This is a genomic window from Hymenobacter sp. (assembly GCF_036388155.1).
In the GTDB taxonomy this organism is placed as follows: Bacteria; Bacteroidota; Bacteroidia; order Cytophagales; family Hymenobacteraceae; genus Hymenobacter.
The window spans coordinates 1-15,142 of record NZ_DASVSI010000027.1 but is presented as its reverse complement, the minus strand read 5'-3'; the positions used below and the strand labels follow the sequence as shown (position 1 = coordinate 15,142).

The 15,142-nt window shown below is 60.8% G+C and carries 13 protein-coding genes; 10 read left to right on the top strand and 3 right to left on the bottom strand.

Annotated elements, in window-relative coordinates:
- Positions 1-141: 141 nt before the first annotated feature.
- The 7 genes from VF629_RS04145 to VF629_RS04115 all read left to right on the top strand — a co-directional run bounded on the left by VF629_RS04145 (position 142) and on the right by VF629_RS04115 (position 9,764).
- Positions 142-2,091 carry a RecQ family ATP-dependent DNA helicase gene (locus tag VF629_RS04145; RefSeq protein ID WP_331057191.1) on the top strand — a complete coding sequence of 650 codons (1,950 nt, stop codon included), beginning with the start codon at positions 142-144 and terminating at the stop codon, positions 2,089-2,091.
- 371 nt (positions 2,092-2,462) lie between these two features.
- Complete coding sequence (locus VF629_RS04140) at positions 2,463-3,209, top strand: ABC transporter permease (protein ID WP_331057190.1); 747 nt, start codon at positions 2,463-2,465, stop codon at positions 3,207-3,209.
- 6 nt (positions 3,210-3,215) lie between these two features.
- On the top strand, positions 3,216-4,499 hold the full coding sequence (locus VF629_RS04135; RefSeq protein WP_331057189.1) for an ABC transporter ATP-binding protein: 1,284 nt from the start codon (positions 3,216-3,218) through the stop codon (positions 4,497-4,499).
- Positions 4,436-6,184 (top strand): glycosyltransferase, encoded by a 1,749-nt coding sequence (locus VF629_RS04130; RefSeq protein ID WP_331057188.1) that lies wholly within the window; start codon positions 4,436-4,438, stop codon positions 6,182-6,184. Before VF629_RS04135 ends, VF629_RS04130 begins: the two co-directional genes overlap by 64 nt.
- A gap of 64 nt (positions 6,185-6,248) precedes the next feature.
- Positions 6,249-7,211: a polysaccharide deacetylase family protein gene (locus VF629_RS04125; protein ID WP_331057187.1), complete on the top strand. Its 963-nt coding sequence runs from the start codon at positions 6,249-6,251 to the stop codon at positions 7,209-7,211.
- 7 nt (positions 7,212-7,218) lie between these two features.
- The gene (locus VF629_RS04120; RefSeq protein WP_331057186.1) at positions 7,219-8,124 is read left to right on the top strand and encodes a glycosyltransferase family A protein; all 906 of its coding nucleotides are present in this window, start codon (positions 7,219-7,221) and stop codon (positions 8,122-8,124) included.
- Positions 8,125-8,609: 485 nt separating this feature from the next.
- Positions 8,610-9,764 carry a sterol desaturase family protein gene (locus tag VF629_RS04115; protein WP_331057185.1) on the top strand — a complete coding sequence of 385 codons (1,155 nt, stop codon included), beginning with the start codon at positions 8,610-8,612 and terminating at the stop codon, positions 9,762-9,764.
- A gap of 238 nt (positions 9,765-10,002) precedes the next feature.
- Here VF629_RS04115 and VF629_RS04110 read toward each other — a convergent pair whose 3' ends face one another.
- Together VF629_RS04110 and VF629_RS04105 are read right to left on the bottom strand one after the other, a co-directional pair.
- Positions 10,003-10,530: a GAF domain-containing protein gene (locus tag VF629_RS04110; RefSeq protein ID WP_331057184.1), complete on the bottom strand. Its 528-nt coding sequence runs from the start codon at positions 10,528-10,530 to the stop codon at positions 10,003-10,005.
- A 204-nt stretch (positions 10,531-10,734) separates the two neighbouring features.
- A complete protein-coding gene (locus tag VF629_RS04105) occupies positions 10,735-11,034 on the bottom strand; it encodes a rhodanese-like domain-containing protein (RefSeq protein WP_331057183.1) in 300 nt (99 codons plus the stop codon).
- Positions 11,035-11,180: 146 nt separating this feature from the next.
- On the opposite strand from VF629_RS04105, the gene VF629_RS04100 reads away from it, so the two are divergent.
- Positions 11,181-13,529: an endonuclease gene (locus tag VF629_RS04100; protein ID WP_331057182.1), complete on the top strand. Its 2,349-nt coding sequence runs from the start codon at positions 11,181-11,183 to the stop codon at positions 13,527-13,529.
- A gap of 354 nt (positions 13,530-13,883) precedes the next feature.
- On the opposite strand, the gene VF629_RS04095 is transcribed toward VF629_RS04100, so the two are convergent.
- On the bottom strand, positions 13,884-14,159 hold the full coding sequence (locus tag VF629_RS04095) for a GNAT family N-acetyltransferase (RefSeq protein WP_331057181.1): 276 nt from the start codon (positions 14,157-14,159) through the stop codon (positions 13,884-13,886).
- Positions 14,160-14,283: 124 nt separating this feature from the next.
- On the opposite strand from VF629_RS04095, the gene VF629_RS04090 reads away from it, so the two are divergent.
- On the top strand, positions 14,284-14,748 hold the full coding sequence (locus VF629_RS04090; RefSeq protein ID WP_331057180.1) for a hypothetical protein: 465 nt from the start codon (positions 14,284-14,286) through the stop codon (positions 14,746-14,748).
- Positions 14,749-14,794: 46 nt separating this feature from the next.
- A complete protein-coding gene (locus VF629_RS04085; protein ID WP_331057179.1) occupies positions 14,795-15,085 on the top strand; it encodes a hypothetical protein in 291 nt (96 codons plus the stop codon).
- Positions 15,086-15,142 lie beyond the last annotated feature (57 nt).

Below are 15,142 nucleotides of genomic sequence, written 5' to 3'. Positions count from 1 at the left end.
ACTTTGTAGTCCGCGTCCCCGAACGAAGGGACGCGGACTACAAAGTCCACGCTACTATACACCGACTCCGAAACTGCTCTAAGGCGCGCTTTTCATTACTGGAAATGGCATTCCGTTTTTTAGCGGCCCTATCTTCGCCTCATGCCCTCCTCCCCTGCCGAAACCTCGCCCCTGGCCCTGCTGCGCGAGCATTGGGGGCACACGGCATTCCGGCCGGGCCAGGAGGACATCATCGGCTCCGTGCTCAAAGGCCAGGACACGCTGGCCCTGCTGCCCACCGGCGGCGGCAAGAGCATCTGCTTTCAGGTGCCGGCGCTGGCGCGGCCGGGCATCTGCATTGTGGTCTCGCCGCTCATTGCCCTGATGAAGGACCAGGTGGACAACCTGCGCAAGCGCGGGCTGAAAGCGGAAGCCATTTACGCCGGCATGAGCCACCAGGAAATCGACCACGCGCTGGATAACTGCGTGTACGGCCGCAGCGTGAAGTTCCTGTACGTGTCGCCGGAGCGGCTGCTGACGGAGCTGTTTCAGGTGCGGGTGGCGAAGATGAACGTGGGGCTGCTGGCCGTGGACGAAGCGCACTGCCTGTCGCAGTGGGGCTACGACTTCCGCCCGCCTTACTTGCGCATTGCCGAGCTGCGCGAGAAGCTGCCCAACGACGTGCCCGTCATTGCCCTCACGGCCACCGCCACGGCCCAGGTGCAAGCCGATATTGTGGAGAAGCTCAGGTTTCGGGCGGGCTCGCGGGTGTTTCGGCAGAGCTTTGCCCGGCCCAAACTCTCTTATTCGGTGCTGCAGACCGAGGACAAGCTGCGCCGGCTGCTGGAGGTGGTGCGCGGCGTGGGCCCCCAGAAAACGGGCATCGTGTACGCCCGCACGCGGCGGCAGACGGAGGACACGGCGGCGTTTTTGCAGCAGCACCGGTTTGCGGCCGCGGCCTACCACGCCGGGTTGCCGGCCGATAAGCGCACGCAGGTGCAGCAAGACTGGATTGCCGATAAAGTCCGCCTCATCGTGGCCACCAACGCCTTCGGCATGGGCATCGACAAACCAGACGTGCGCCTCGTGGCCCACCTCGACGCGCCCGATACCCTGGAAGCCTACTACCAGGAGGCCGGCCGCGCCGGGCGCGATGGCCACATGGCCTTCGCCGTGCTGCTGGCCGCGCCCAACGACGCCGACGAGCTGCGCCGCCGCACCAATCAGTCGTTTCCGCCGCTCGACACGGTGCGGCGCGTGTACCAGGCCTTGGCCAATTACTCGCGCACGGCGGTGGGGGGCGGGGAACTGGCGGCTTTCGACTTCGACATGCAGCAGTTTGCTGAAACCTACCGCATCAAGGCCGTGGACGCGCACAACGCGCTGAAGATTTTGCAGCGCGAAGGGTTTGTTCAGCTAAACGAAGCGGTGAACACGCCCGCGCGGGTGCACCTCATCATCAATCACCAGGATTTGTACGCCTTCCAGGTGGCCAATGCCCAGCACGACCTGCTGATAAAGGCGCTGCTGCGGCTGCACGGCGGCGAACTGTTTGCCGATTTCCAGACCATTTCGGAGAACTCGCTGGCCACGCACCTGCGCCGCAGCGTGGTGGAAGTGCGCCAACAGCTGCGCTACCTGCACACGGCGGGCATCTTGCACTACCAGCCGCGGCAGGAGTCGCCGCAGGCCCTGTTCACCACGCCGCGCTTCGACGCGCCCAAGCTGCCCATCGACCAAGTGCGCATGACGGCAGCCCGCGACCTGGCCCGCCACAAAACCACCGCCGTGGGCCAGTACCTGAGCGGCACCCGCTGCCGCCAAATATTGCTGCTCAGCTACTTCGATGAAACCGACCCGGCCCGCTGCGGGGTATGCGACATTTGCCTGGCCGAAAAGAAAGCCGCCCAGGTGACGGCCCAGGCGCCTGCGCTGCGCGAGCCCCTGCTGGCCCAGGTGCGCCAGGCCAACCCCACTCCGCGCGAGTTGCTGGCCGCTTTTCCGCCCCAACAAGCAGCCGCCGTGACCGCGGCCGTGCGCGAAATGGTGGACCGCGGCGAACTGACCTACAAGGCCGACGGGCGTTTGCAGGTACCGGCCGGCCGAGGATAGGCCGAGGATGGTCATCCTTCTTCCAAACCAAGCGGACAGTTTAAATATCTGAAATGGAATGCATACCATTTAAAATCATCTATTTTCGCCACTTAGCTCTATCTTAAAAATGGCTGAATGCCCGAAAACCCATGGTTGCTGATGTGAATGTTTAGCACATATCAGCAACTCTGCATAGGTAATGCGAAACATATATCCTTCCTTTGTAATCTCGATTTATCCACATAAAAACTGTTAATTTTACTAGATATCATTGTTACATGCCATCAAATGAAGAACCGAGTTGGGGCTGGGAAATAGGGGCTAGAACAAGCTGGCTAGGTGCTAGCTTCGCGGACATATGGTCGTACCGGCACTTGGCGGTGGGCCTCATGAGGCGTGACTTCCTACTCATCTACCAACAAACCGTTTTGGGCCCCCTGTGGGTGCTGCTGCAGCCCATTCTGACGCTGGCCACCTACGTCGTGGTATTCGGAAAAATGGTCGGAATATCCACCGGGGGTATCCCGCCCGTGCTGTTCTACCTTTCCGGCATCATCCTGTGGAACCTGTTCAATGACTCGTTCACCAGCATCGCCGGAACCTTTCGGGACAATGCCAACCTGTTCGGCAAGGTGTACTTTCCGCGCATCATAGTCCCGATTTCGCGGCTCAGCGGCTACCTGCTGCACTTTGCCATTCAGTTTGTGATGCTGGCGTTGGCCTTTGTGGGGTACGCAGTCTTTGGCACTGTGCCTTTGCCGGCGTTGGGCTGGCTGCTGATGGTGCCCGTGGCCATTGCCCTGACGGGGCTGCTGAGCCTAGCCTTGGGGCTGTGGTTTTCCGTTTTTACCGGTAAGTACCGCGACATGGCCCACCTGCTGGGCTTGGGCCTGCGCTTGTTCATGTTTCTGACGCCCGTCATCTACCCGGTGAGCTACGTGTCGGAAAAATGGCGCTGGCTGGTGCAGCTCAACCCCCTGACCCCCCTGTTCGAATTGTTTCGCCGGGCGCTGCTGGGCCAGGGCACGGTCACGCCCGGAAACTTGATTTACAGCGCCGTGGCCACAATGCTGCTGCTGCTTGGCGCGCTGCTCCTGTTCAACAAGCAGGGCGACAAATTAATTGATGTTCTCTGAGTTGGTATGTCACAAGCCGTTATTCAAATAGACCGCCTTTCCAAGTCGTACCGGTTGGGCACCATCGGCACGGGCTACCTGCTGCGCGACCTGCAACGCTGGTGGACCACGGCCGTGCGCAAGAAAGAAGACCCTTTCTCGCCCATCGCGAACTCAATCATTCATACCCCTTCCCGCAACCACATGCTGTGGGCGCTGCAGGACATCAGCTTTGAAGTGAACCGGGGCGAGGTGCTGGGCATAGTCGGCAGCAACGGCGCCGGCAAATCGACGCTATTAAAAGTCATTTCGCGTATTGTGCGGCCCACTCACGGCGTGGTGCGCGGCCACGGCCGGGTCAGCAGCTTGCTGGAGGTTGGCACGGGGTTCCACCCCGAGCTTTCAGGGCGGGAAAACATCTTCCTGAGCGGCTACATCCTGGGAATGAGCAAAGCCGAGATACGGGCCAAATTCGATGAGATTGCGGCTTTTTCGGGCGTCGAAAAATTCCTGGACACGCCCGTGAAGCGGTACTCGTCCGGCATGTACGTTCGGCTGGCGTTTGCCGTGGCGGCGCACCTGGAGCCCGACATCCTCATCATCGACGAGGTGCTGGCCGTCGGCGACGCCGAATTTCAGAAGAAGTGCCTGGGCAAAATGCGGGAAGTGTCGCAGAGCGACGGGCGCACCATCCTGTTTGTCAGCCACAGCATGCAAGCCATCACCAACCTCTGCGACAAAGGGCTGTGGCTGCAAAACGGCCGGGTCAAAGACATCGGGAAAGCCGCCACCATCGTGAACAGCTACCTCACGGGCGCGCAGCGGCTGCAGCTCAAGCAAAGCTGGCCCGATATTGAGCAAGCCGTGGGCAACCAGCACATCCGCATGAAATCGGTGGAGGTGGTTCCTCAACTGCCCACGCCGGATTCGCCGCTCGACGTGCGCACGCCACTGACGGTGAAATTTCAATTCTGGAACCTGCTCGAAGGCGAGACCTCCTTGAGCATGGGCCTGCACTTGTACTCGGCCGGCGGAGAATGCATTTTTGACTTGGTTACCCCCGACGCGTCGTGCCGCAAAGGCCTAATAACGGCCGAATCCACCATCCCGGGCAATTTCCTAAACGACGGTTCCTACTATATTTCCTTCGTCATCACTCGAGACACTTCCGTCGACTTGTTCCGCTACGAGGAGTGCTTATCGTTTGACGTTGAGGACTTTCGCGGAGATTACAATTACTATGGCAAATGGATGGGCGTAGTTCGCCCGAAGTTTCCATTCCGGCTGGTGCAGGAGGAGTTCGCTGCCTAAACCATTTGCCCGAACGCCCCCGCCAGCCGGCTTCACGGCCCCATTGCTCGAGAACAAACGAACCACCCATGAAAACGGACTGCTTGATTTCGGTTGTTATACCCTGCTACAACCATGGGCATTTCCTACCGGAAGCACTCGCCAGTGTGCTGTCGCAACCATACCCCAGCATTGAGGTAGTTATCGTCGACGACGGCTCGACGGACAACACCCGGCAAATTGCTGCTGCGTATCCGCAGGCCACGTACGTCCATCAGGAAAACCAGGGGCTTGCGGCAGCCCGAAACACCGGCATTCGCCACAGCACCGGCAACTACGTGGTGTTTCTCGACGCTGACGACTGGCTGTGTGCGGATGCGCTGGCCATCAACGCCCGCTACTTGCAGCAACACCCAGAGGCGGCTTACGTGGCGGGCGCGCACACCTTATTTTTCGAAGACGACGGCAAGCACGAACACCGGATTCCGGCCATTCCCAACGACCCCTATCAGCGGCTGCTTTCCCACGGCAACTACATTGGCATGATTGCGGCCGTCATGTTCCAGCGCTGGGTTTTCGCCGATTGCCTGTACGACGCCCGGCTACGACGGTGCGAAGATTACGAGTTGTATTTGCGCATATCCCGCAAATACCCCACGCTGCAGCACCAGGCCATCATTGCGGGGTATCGCAAGCACGCGGCGGCGCTCTCGGCCAACGTCCCGCTGATGCTCGAAACGGCGCTACGCGTCCTGGACTCGCAGAAACCACTGCTGCGCAACGACGCCGAACAACAAGCCTACCAAGCGGGCCGAAAGCACTGGAAAACTCATTACTGGTTCGTTGCTCGCCAGAAAGAAGCATATTCGCCTAACGGTGCCGCTGGGCACTCAACCCAACAAGATATGGATATGGCTCCATCTTCTACCTCCTGGTCGTTTCGCCGCTACTTGGGCCAGCGGGGCTCCCGCCTGAATGAAAGCATCAAATCCCGCATTCCGCGGGTGGGCTTCATAGCGTTGCACAAGCTGGGGATTATCAAGTACTTCTATCCCCGCGTCGGCAAGGTGGCGCTTGGCGACTTCGACCGGACCTTGCCTTTCTGCCATGAGTTTGGCTACAACCGCGGCGGCCCCCTGGACCGCTACTACATCGAAAATTTTCTCCGGGCCGAATCCTCCAGCATCCAGGGCCGGGTGCTGGAAATAGGCGACAACGACTACACGGTTCGGTTCGGTGGGGCGCAAGTCACGAAAAGCGACGTGCTGCACGTCGACCCCAGCAACAAGCACGCCACGTTCATCGGCGATTTGAGCAACGCCCCCTCGATTCCAGACGACTGTTTCGACTGCATCATCCTGACCCAAACCCTGCACCTGATATACGATTTTGCAGGGGCGCTGCGCACTTGCCACCGGATTTTGAAGCCGGGCGGGGTGCTGCTGCTCACGGCCCCGGGCATTACGCCCATCGACCGGGGCGACTGGAAAGAGACTTGGTACTGGTCTTTTACCGACAAGGCCCTGCGCCTGATGATGCGAGAAGCTTTCCAGGAAGCGCACGTGGACGTGAAATCCTTTGGCAACGTGCTGGCGGCAACTGCTTTCCTGTACGGCATGGGCTTGCCGGAATTAAGCCGGGAGAAATTGGATTTTTACGACCCGCAATACCAGGTCATCAATGCAGTGAAAGTTGTTAAAGCCTAAGCAAGCGGTTGGCGCCCTGCTACAGCGGGTTTGGCGGCTCGTCGAAAGCAGGGCGGTGGTGCTCATGTACCATCGCATTGCCGTGGCCGAGTCCGACGTGTGGCAGATTGCGGTGAGCCCGGAAAATTTCGAACAGCATTTGCGCGTGCTTCAGGCGTTCGGCTCCGTGCTTTCCGTTGGCCAGCTGCTCACACACCAAACGCTTCGCACTTTGCCGGACAACAGCATTGCGCTCACGTTCGACGACGGGTTTGAAGACAATTATTCCATTGCGAGGCCGCTGTTGGAAAAGTACTCTATCCCGGCCACTTTCTTTATCACGACCCAGGCCCTTGGCACTCCTCAGCAAGAGTACTGGTGGGACGAGTTGGAGCGCATCGTCCTGCTCAGCCCGGCGCTGCCGCAGCACCTTGCTTTGGATGCGGGGGGCATTGCGTGTCGCTTTGACTTGCGGGACGAGGGCCACCTGACCGAAGGGGCGGCAGCTGCTCACCGCGCGTGGGACCCTCTTCGAGAAGCCCCCCCTACGCTACGGGCCGCGCTGTACCTGGAGCTGTACCACGCGTTGCGGCCGCTCCCGTACGGCGCGCAGCAGGCCGGCCTGGCGGCGCTGTGCAAGCGGGCCGCCGTGGCCCGCGCCCCCAGGCCCGCGTACCAGGTCATGTCGGCGGCCCAGGTAGCGGCCCTGGCTCAGCACCCGCTCATTACGCTGGGCGCGCACACGGTCACGCACCCGGCGCTGGCAATGCACGGCCTGCCTTTTCAGCGACAGGAGTTAGCCGAAAGCAGAGATTTTCTTGCCGAACTGACGGGCCAAGCGCCTGATTTTCTGGCTTATCCCTACGGCAGCCACAACGAAGAAACCCTTTTGGCGGCCCGCGAGGCCTCGTACACGGCCGCCTTTACCACGTACCCAGTCGCCGTTTCTCACCGCTCGGACCGTTTCGCCCTGGGACGGTTTCAAGTAAATAACTGGGACGGGGAAGAATTTCATAAGCGGCTGCGTGCCTGGCTGCGCTATAATTGACTTACCGATGAACCAGCCGCCTCCCTACCCCGAAATTTCCATCGTCACGTGTTTCCTGAACGTAGAGCAGTACCTTGAAGAAGCCATCGAAAGCGTAATCCGGCAGCGCTACCAGCAGTGGGAGTTACTGCTGATGGACGACGGCTCAATGGACCAGAGCACACTTCTCGCGAAAAAATATGAAGCGCTGTACCCAGATAAAATAGTTTATCTTGAACACCCCGGGCACGTCAACAAAGGCTTGAGCGCCAGCCGGAACGTGGCCATTGCCAAAAGCAGGGGTCGGCTGATTGCGTTTCTGGACGCCGACGACGTGCTACTGCCCGACATGCTGCAGCAACAGCTGCAGCTGCTCGAGCAGCACGGAGCGGCCATGGTGTGCGAGGCCTCAGAGTATTGGCACGACTGGAACGACAAGCAAAAGCCCAACGTTGTGATTCCCATTGGCACCCGCCCCGACCATCTTTATTCGCCCCCGGTACTGGCGCTAAACCTATACCCGTTGGGAAGCGGAGCCGCTCCCTGCCCTTGTAGCATCTTGGTGCACAAGGAGGCACTGCTTCGCCACGGGGGGTTTGAGGAAGAATTCCCAGGGATGTACGAAGACCAGGCGTTTCTGATAAAATTCTACCTGCACGAAAAGGTGTACATCTCGTCGGGCTGCCACAACCGCTACCGACAGCGCCCCGACTCGCTGCTGAATTCGTCTCACCGCGAGGGAAATTATCTGCGGGAAAGAACCAAGTTTATGGCATGGCTCGGGCACTACTTGAGCAAGCAAAGCGCTGTGCATCCACAGGTCAGCAAGGCATTCCGTAGAAACATCAGCGCACTTAACAAGCCGGAATCAGCCAACGCGGCACAGGTGTTCTGGTCAAGGATTAAAACGCAATTGAAAAGAATCATTAGCTAGCTTTCTCGTTCCAAGCCGTAGCAACGTGCAACTGTGCGCGTTTCCACCCCAGCAGGCCGCCGCCGTGACCGCCGCCGTGCTCGAGATGGTGGACCGCGGCGAACTGGCCTATGCTCCGGATGGCCGCTTACAGGTACCGAGTTGAGGCAGCGAATGCTTCTCCGAAAGCAGTGGCACAAGGCAGCCCGGCGCCTTTTATTATACTATTTATTTAGTTGAATGCTTTAGGGGATTCGGAAATGAATTTTTAAGAAAACGGGCACCTCATAATGTCTGGTAGAAGCTCTATTATGAGTTGCAAATCAATTATTTACGTGTATGCCCTTGCTTGTGTAATATCCGTAGTTGGCAAAGGTTGAGTTGAGGAGCTTTCGTTTATCTCGCACTTTTGTTGCGCTTCCGGTCAGCAAGTCGGCTGGACGTGCTTATTTGCTCGCTGCCACTGACCCGCGTGGGTGGCAGCGAATTCCAAACGACACTACCCCATGAACCAACCCAACGAAGGAATGGGCCAACGCCTGCAAATCGGCGAGGGCTACATCAGCGGCAACATCTCTATTTTTCTGGCGATGCTCGCGCAGGGCGCCGTGCTCTGCTTCCATTACCCCGAATACCTCACCACGCCGGAGTTCCGCGAGGTGTACACCGGCGAGAGCATGAAAGTGCTGCTGATGGGCGTCATCGTGGCGTCCTTCTTCTTTGCCACGCTCAGCTTTTTGCTGAGCCACCGGAAAAAGCGTGCCGTCATTGGCATTGTGATTTCAGCCCTGGCCGTGACGGGTGGGGGATTTGACGTGCAGGCGCGGGCGGTGGAGCAAACCCAGTGGCACTTGGGCCTCGACTGGCTGCTACTCGACCTGCTGCTCTTGGCCGTGATTTTTGTGCCCATTGAAATGGCGTTTCCGAAAAACAAGCAACAGTCGCGCTTCCACGCCGAGTGGCGCACCGATTTGGTATATTTCGTCATCAGCCACTTGTTCATTCAGTTTTTTGGCGTCATCACCCAGGCTCCCGCCAAGCTGCTCTTTGGCTGGATGGGCTTGGCGCCGCTGCAGCACTGGGTGCAAAACCTGCCCTTCGTGCTCGAATTTCTGCTGGCGCTGCTCGTCACCGATTTGTTTCAGTACGCTGCCCACCGCCTGTTTCACTCGCACGTGTACTTGTGGCGCTTCCACTCGGTGCACCACTCCACGCAGGCCATGGACTGGCTGGCGGGCTCGCGCACGCACTTCGTCGACATCTTCGTGACGCGCTCCATTTCGTTCATTCCGCTGTACGTCTGCGGGTTTTCCGAAATCACCTTCAGCGCCTACATCCTGTTTGTGTCCATCCACGCGGTGCTCATTCACGCCAACACGAGCATCAATTTTGGCTGGCTGCGCTACCTGCTGGTCACGCCGCAGTTTCACCACTGGCACCACTGCGAAGACCCGGCCCACTACGGCAAGAACTTCGCCATTCACTTCCCCCTGATTGACTGGGTGTTTGGCACCTACTACTTGCCCGGCAACGAGTGGCCCGCCGCCACCGGCGTGCGCGAAGGCTCCTACCCCAAAGGCTACCTCAAGCAGCTGACCCACCCCTTCAGCAAAAGCCCCTTCGACACCTCCCTGGATGCGGCCGAAACCAGCAGCCGCTAGAAGTGGCTGGGCCTGACAGGGGATGAGCAATGGTGTTATTGCGAGCGGCGCGGAGCAATCCGTCCTGGTTTTAGCGGTCAACCTACCCCATAAAAAAGCCCTGGTACTGTGCAGTGCCAGGGCTTTTTTATGGATTTACCACGTCTCAAGGCTAGTCGCTAAGAACAGAACGGACTAACTCTGCTGACCTGCGGTTGCCACGGCCTGCGGCCTCGCAATGACGCTACTTTTCGTTCTTTCAGTCCTCATCCACGCCCTGCACATACTCCTGCACCACCGGCAACAGCAGCGGCGTAGCAGCCTCCAGGTACTCGCGTTCTGCGGCGGTCCAATGGTGGGGGTGGCCGAATACGCAGGGCTGCAAAATGCCCCAGAGCTGGCCTTGGTCGGTGATGTGGGCATGCACCAACGCGCGGTGGCCGAAGGTGCGGCGCTCAAACTCCTGGTTGAGCACTTCGGGGCCGGCTTCGGTCACGTCGTCGACGTACACCGATGGGCGCGTGGCCAGCGCGGCCCGGAACAGCGGGTCTTCTTTCGGCAAGTCGCCGGTGTCGTTTTGCCAGTCGTGGCGCGGGTCGGGCACGGCCTCGTCGAGGCACCACACAAAGGCAATGCGGCCCCGCCCCCGCGCCGGATTGCGCACGTACAGGAAGCAGCGGTCGGCGCGCAGGTGCGGGCCGATGAGGTCGAGGGCGTGTTGCAGGCGCTCGGCGGCGGGGCGGGCGGCGGTGAGGGCGGCTTGCAGCTCGGCGGCGGGGTTGAGCATGGGGTTGGGGGTAAGCTGAAGAAGCACCAAAAAAAGAACGGTCCTGCTGAGCGCAGCCGAAGCCTCTCTCCTGCAGTCACTAACTCGATTATTTGAATTAGTGTTGCGGGAGAGAGGCTTTGGCTGCGCTCAGCAGGACCGTTTTTAGCAGTCAACAACTAGGTGGTTATACCAAAAGCCAAGTTGTTGTGGGCTTTGCGCCTTCTACCCTTGCTGGTAAGACTGAAACCCGCCCACCAAATTGCGCACGTTGGTGAAGCCCTGCTGGGTGAGGTAGGCCTTGGCCGAAGCCGAGCGACCGCCGCTTTTGCAGTGCACGATGACCTCTTGGTTTTTCCACTCGTCGAGGTCGTCGAGCTTGTCGGGCAGGGAGTTGAGCGGAATGTTGTGGGCGCCCGGGATGCGGCCTTCTTCGTGCTCCCAGGTTTCGCGCACGTCGATGATGGTGGGGGTTTCGCCGGCTTGCTGGCGCTGGAGGAGTTCGGTCGGGGTGATGTCGGCCATGGGAAACGGGGAAGTAAATGGGTGAAAAACGGGTGCGTGAAAGTACGGCCGAAGTCTTCTTCGTTTCGTAACGAGCCGATGGTCAGCAGCGCCCTGCCAGCTTCTTATCTTTGTGGTCTCCCTCTATTTTTTACTTGATTTTTTACATGAAACACCTCTTCTCCTCGTGGCTAGTGGTGCTGGGCCTGGTGCCCGCGGCGCTGCAAGCCCAAACGGTGCCCCCGCAGCCACCGGCGGCGCCCACCAACCTTTCCGGCGTGCAGCTGCGCGACTGGTACCGCGCCAACTGGTACGACGGCAAGCGCGTGGTGCTGGACTACAGCACGGCCCGCGGCCGGATGTACAACTACATCGACAACGTCAACAACACCGTGACCTGCGTGTACTCGGGCTACTCCGAAACCGTGCAGTTCAACGCAACCAACACCAACCCGGGCGTGGTGAGCGACATCAACTGCGAGCACAGCATCCCGCAGTCCTGGTTCAACGAAGTCCCGCGCATGCGCACCGACATCCACCACCTCTACCCCACCCGCATCCAGTGGAATTCGGACCGGGGCTCCGACCCGTTTGCCGACATTCCCGACGCCAGCACCCTGGGCTGGCTGCGCAACACCACGCGCCAGACCACCATCCCCACGAGCAACATCGACGAGTACAGCGAGGACACCAACTCGCAGTTTGAGCCCCGCGAAGACCACAAGGGCAACCTGGCCCGCGCGGCGTTCTACTTCTACACCATGCACGCCAACGAGTCCTTCGACGCAGGCAAAGGCGTGATTACGGCATTGGGCGACCTGGCCACCCTGTACCGCTGGCACCTGGCCGACCCCGTGGACGCCCGCGAAATTGACCGCAACAACCGCGTGGCCGCCAGCCAGGGCAACTTCAACCCCTACATTGCCCACCCCGGCACCGTGGCCACCGCTTGGGGCCTCACCCCGCCCGGCCCGGTGTTTAGCTTCGCCACCGGCACGGGCGCCGTGGCCGAAGGCAACGCCGGCACCACCACGTACACCGTGACGGTAAACCTGACGCCGGCGGCCACTGCCGCGACTACGGTGCAGGTGGGCCTGGACGCCACCAACTCCACCGCCACCAGCGGCACCGACTTCGCCTTCACCTCCCCCACCACGCTCACCTTCCCGGCCGGCACCACCAGCCAAACCGTGACCGTGACCGTGAACGGCGACGCCCAGCCCGAACTCGACGAAACCGTGGTGCTGACCCTGACCAACCCCAGCACCGGCAACGTGGTGGGCAACCCCGGTACCCACACCCTCACCCTCACCAACGAAGACGGCCAGCCACTCACCGTGAATTTTGCCTCGGCGGGCGGCACCCTCACGGAAGGCAACGCCGGCACCACCACCTACACCGTGAACGTGGTGCTGTCCGGCGGGCCAGTGCCGCCGACCATGACAGTGCCCATTACGCTGGATGCGGCCAACAGCACCGCCACCGCCAGCACCGACTACGTGCTGAACACGACCAGCGTGAGCTTCTTCAGCGGCGGTCCCCTCACGCAGCCCGTCACCATCACCGTGAACGGAGATGCCACCTTCGAACCCAACGAAACGGTGCGTCTGCTCCTCGGCACGCCTTTGCCCGTGCCCGTCATCATCGGCCAGCCCAGCGGGCACGTGTTTACCATCCTCAACGACGACGCGGCCCCGGCCGGCGCGCCCTGCACCAAGCTTTACTTCTCGCAGTACGTGGAGTCGGGCACGGGCTCGGGCAACACCAAGGTGGTGGAAATTTATAACCCCACGCTGTCGCCTATATCGCTAGCCGGCAAGCGCGTGGTGCTGTATGACGCCGGCTCAACCACGCCCAACTTCACCCTCAACCTGACTGGTACCATTGCCCCCGGCGACGTGTACGTCGTTGGCAACACCGGCCTAACCGATGCGCCCACCGCGGCCCAAACCGACGTTTTCTCCAACGTGGCGTTCTTCAGCGGCGCTCAATCCATTGCTTTGTTTGACGCCACCGACACGCTCGACGTCATCGGCGTGATTGGCCAGCGGCCCGCCGTTGGCGGCGGCTGGGCCGTGGCCAACGGCTCGACCCAGAATAACACGCTCGTGCGCCTGCCCACCACCAGCCAGGGCGGCCGCTGGAACGGCCCCTTCGGCAGCGCCACCTGGACGGCCATCGGCCTGGATAACTACACCGGCGTAGGCAGCTACCTCAGCACGGCCTGCTTCATTCCCACGGCCTCGCGGGGCGCCGCTGTGCTGCGCAACGCCCTGGAAATCTACCCCAATCCGGCGGCTGAAACGGTGCTCCTGCGCCTGCCCGGCAACTCCACCGCCCGCACCGCCCGCGTGGCCCTGCTCGACATGCTGGGCCGCACCGTGCGGCAGCGCACGGCGCCCATCAGCGCCACCGAGGCCTTGCCCGTCGACTTGCGCAACCTGCCCGCCGGCATCTACGCCGTGCGCGTTACCTGCGCCGACGTGGAGTACACCGGCCGCGTGGTGGTGAAGTAAAGCAGCTTCATGCTTAGCGAAAAAGCCCCGGTCCTCACGGCCGGGGCTTTTTTTATTGAAATCCTTCAGTGGAAGACCTCACCCTTCATTTAGAGCGCAACGAAGCATCCCATGTGGGGCAGCAATTAAATCGTTTGTCATCCTGAGCTTGCGAAGGACCTTAAGGACCTTATGAAGGTAGAACTCGTCGTTCAGTCGTGAGAAGGTCCTTCGCAAGCTCAGGATGACAAACGGAGCCGGCGAGATGCCTCGGCTGCGCTCTGCGTGACGAGCCACGGTATGGTTAGCACCGAGTTGCCTTGCTGGAATTGTCAACGCTCCTTGGTGACCTTGTGAGGCGCGTAGCAGCCTTCGTTACGCCAGAATATCGGCGTATTCGGCGTGGTGGCGCTTCACAAAGCTGGCCATGAAGGTGCAGGAGGTTTTCACTTTCAGCTGTTCTTCTTTGGCGTAGGCCAGGCCGGCGCGGGCCAATTCGTCGGCTACGCCTTGCCCGCGCAGGCCTTCGTCCACGAAGGTGTGGGTGAAGTCGATGACGTCGTTGGCGGGGCGAGAATAAGCCAGCTCAGCTTGGTAGCCCTTGCGCACGGTGGTGAATTCCTGGTTGTCGGCGTTGTGTTGAATGGACATGGGCCTGAGGCGAATGAAGTGGCGAATATGGGTGGGGCCGCGGAAATGAACGGCGGCGGCTGGTTTGCGTACAGGGATGATAAGACGGGCTTAGCTCGTAGGTTTTTACTCTTTCCCATTCCCCATGGATACGCAAAACACTCCCGTGCCGCCGCCGGAAAATGAATTCCGCCCCCAAGACCAGGCCGACCGCGCGGCAGAGGCCCAGCCCAACGTCAACGACCCTATCTTGCACGCAGCCACCCCAAACTACGGGGAGTTCGGCGGCGTGAGCTCGGAACCGATGTCGGCCACGTACGCGGCCGCCCCAGCCAACAGCACCGCTCCCGCCGGCCGCGACGGCTCGAACGACAACCCCGACGAGTTTAGCGAATTCCGCGACCGCGAGAAGGACGCCCGCAACGCGCCCGGCACCCTCGCCGAGCAGCCCGGCCACGTAGACCAAAACCAGGACCCCGCCGCCGTGCGCGCCGCCCGCGACGAAGACAACGACGAGCAGCGCGCCGCCTGGGCCAAAGACGACCCGCGCTGGGCCGGCGGCGGCAGCCACAACACCCGCGACGAGTCCTCCTACACGGGCCACAACTAAGCCAGTGCCACACGGCACTTACCGCTCACTCCTAACCGCCTTTCCCATGTCTCCTGAGAATTCCGACCAGAACGACGAAAACAACCAAGACCCCAACATCGGCGACGGCTTGTCGACGCCCATGCTCGAAGCCGAAACCTACGGCCAGATTGTGGACGACAACAAGCCCGGCGGCGGCCAAACCCAAGCCGACATGGAGGACGACTCCCTGCGCATGGACCGCGAAGCCATGACGGCGGCCGGCCCGGCGGCCGCGTCGGATGAAAACCTGCCCCGCGAGCTAACCGACCCCAGCGACCGCGCCTTCACCCTGCCCGAGGAGCAAGGCCCTAACTAGGCTTCGCGAGGTTAATAAAGTTCTGTCATTGCGAGCGCAGCGCGGCAATCCGTCCTG

What these genes read in the sequence shown, in the direction of transcription:
- VF629_RS04125 (WP_331057187.1), top strand. Translation starts at nt 6,249, where the DNA reads ATGTACCATCGCATTGCCGTGGCCGAGTCCGACGTGTGGCAGATTGCG.
- VF629_RS04100 (WP_331057182.1), top strand. Translation starts at nt 11,181, where the DNA reads ATGAAACACCTCTTCTCCTCGTGGCTAGTGGTGCTGGGCCTGGTGCCC.
- VF629_RS04135 (WP_331057189.1), top strand. Translation starts at nt 3,216, where the DNA reads ATGTCACAAGCCGTTATTCAAATAGACCGCCTTTCCAAGTCGTACCGG.
- VF629_RS04085 (WP_331057179.1), top strand. Translation starts at nt 14,795, where the DNA reads ATGTCTCCTGAGAATTCCGACCAGAACGACGAAAACAACCAAGACCCC.
- VF629_RS04140 (WP_331057190.1), top strand. Translation starts at nt 2,463, where the DNA reads ATGAGGCGTGACTTCCTACTCATCTACCAACAAACCGTTTTGGGCCCC.
- VF629_RS04095 (WP_331057181.1), bottom strand. Translation starts at nt 14,159, where the DNA reads ATGTCCATTCAACACAACGCCGACAACCAGGAATTCACCACCGTGCGC.
- VF629_RS04110 (WP_331057184.1), bottom strand. Translation starts at nt 10,530, where the DNA reads ATGCTCAACCCCGCCGCCGAGCTGCAAGCCGCCCTCACCGCCGCCCGC.
- VF629_RS04105 (WP_331057183.1), bottom strand. Translation starts at nt 11,034, where the DNA reads ATGGCCGACATCACCCCGACCGAACTCCTCCAGCGCCAGCAAGCCGGC.
- VF629_RS04145 (WP_331057191.1), top strand. Translation starts at nt 142, where the DNA reads ATGCCCTCCTCCCCTGCCGAAACCTCGCCCCTGGCCCTGCTGCGCGAG.
- VF629_RS04115 (WP_331057185.1), top strand. Translation starts at nt 8,610, where the DNA reads ATGAACCAACCCAACGAAGGAATGGGCCAACGCCTGCAAATCGGCGAG.
- VF629_RS04090 (WP_331057180.1), top strand. Translation starts at nt 14,284, where the DNA reads ATGGATACGCAAAACACTCCCGTGCCGCCGCCGGAAAATGAATTCCGC.
- VF629_RS04120 (WP_331057186.1), top strand. Translation starts at nt 7,219, where the DNA reads ATGAACCAGCCGCCTCCCTACCCCGAAATTTCCATCGTCACGTGTTTC.
- VF629_RS04130 (WP_331057188.1), top strand. Translation starts at nt 4,436, where the DNA reads ATGGATGGGCGTAGTTCGCCCGAAGTTTCCATTCCGGCTGGTGCAGGA.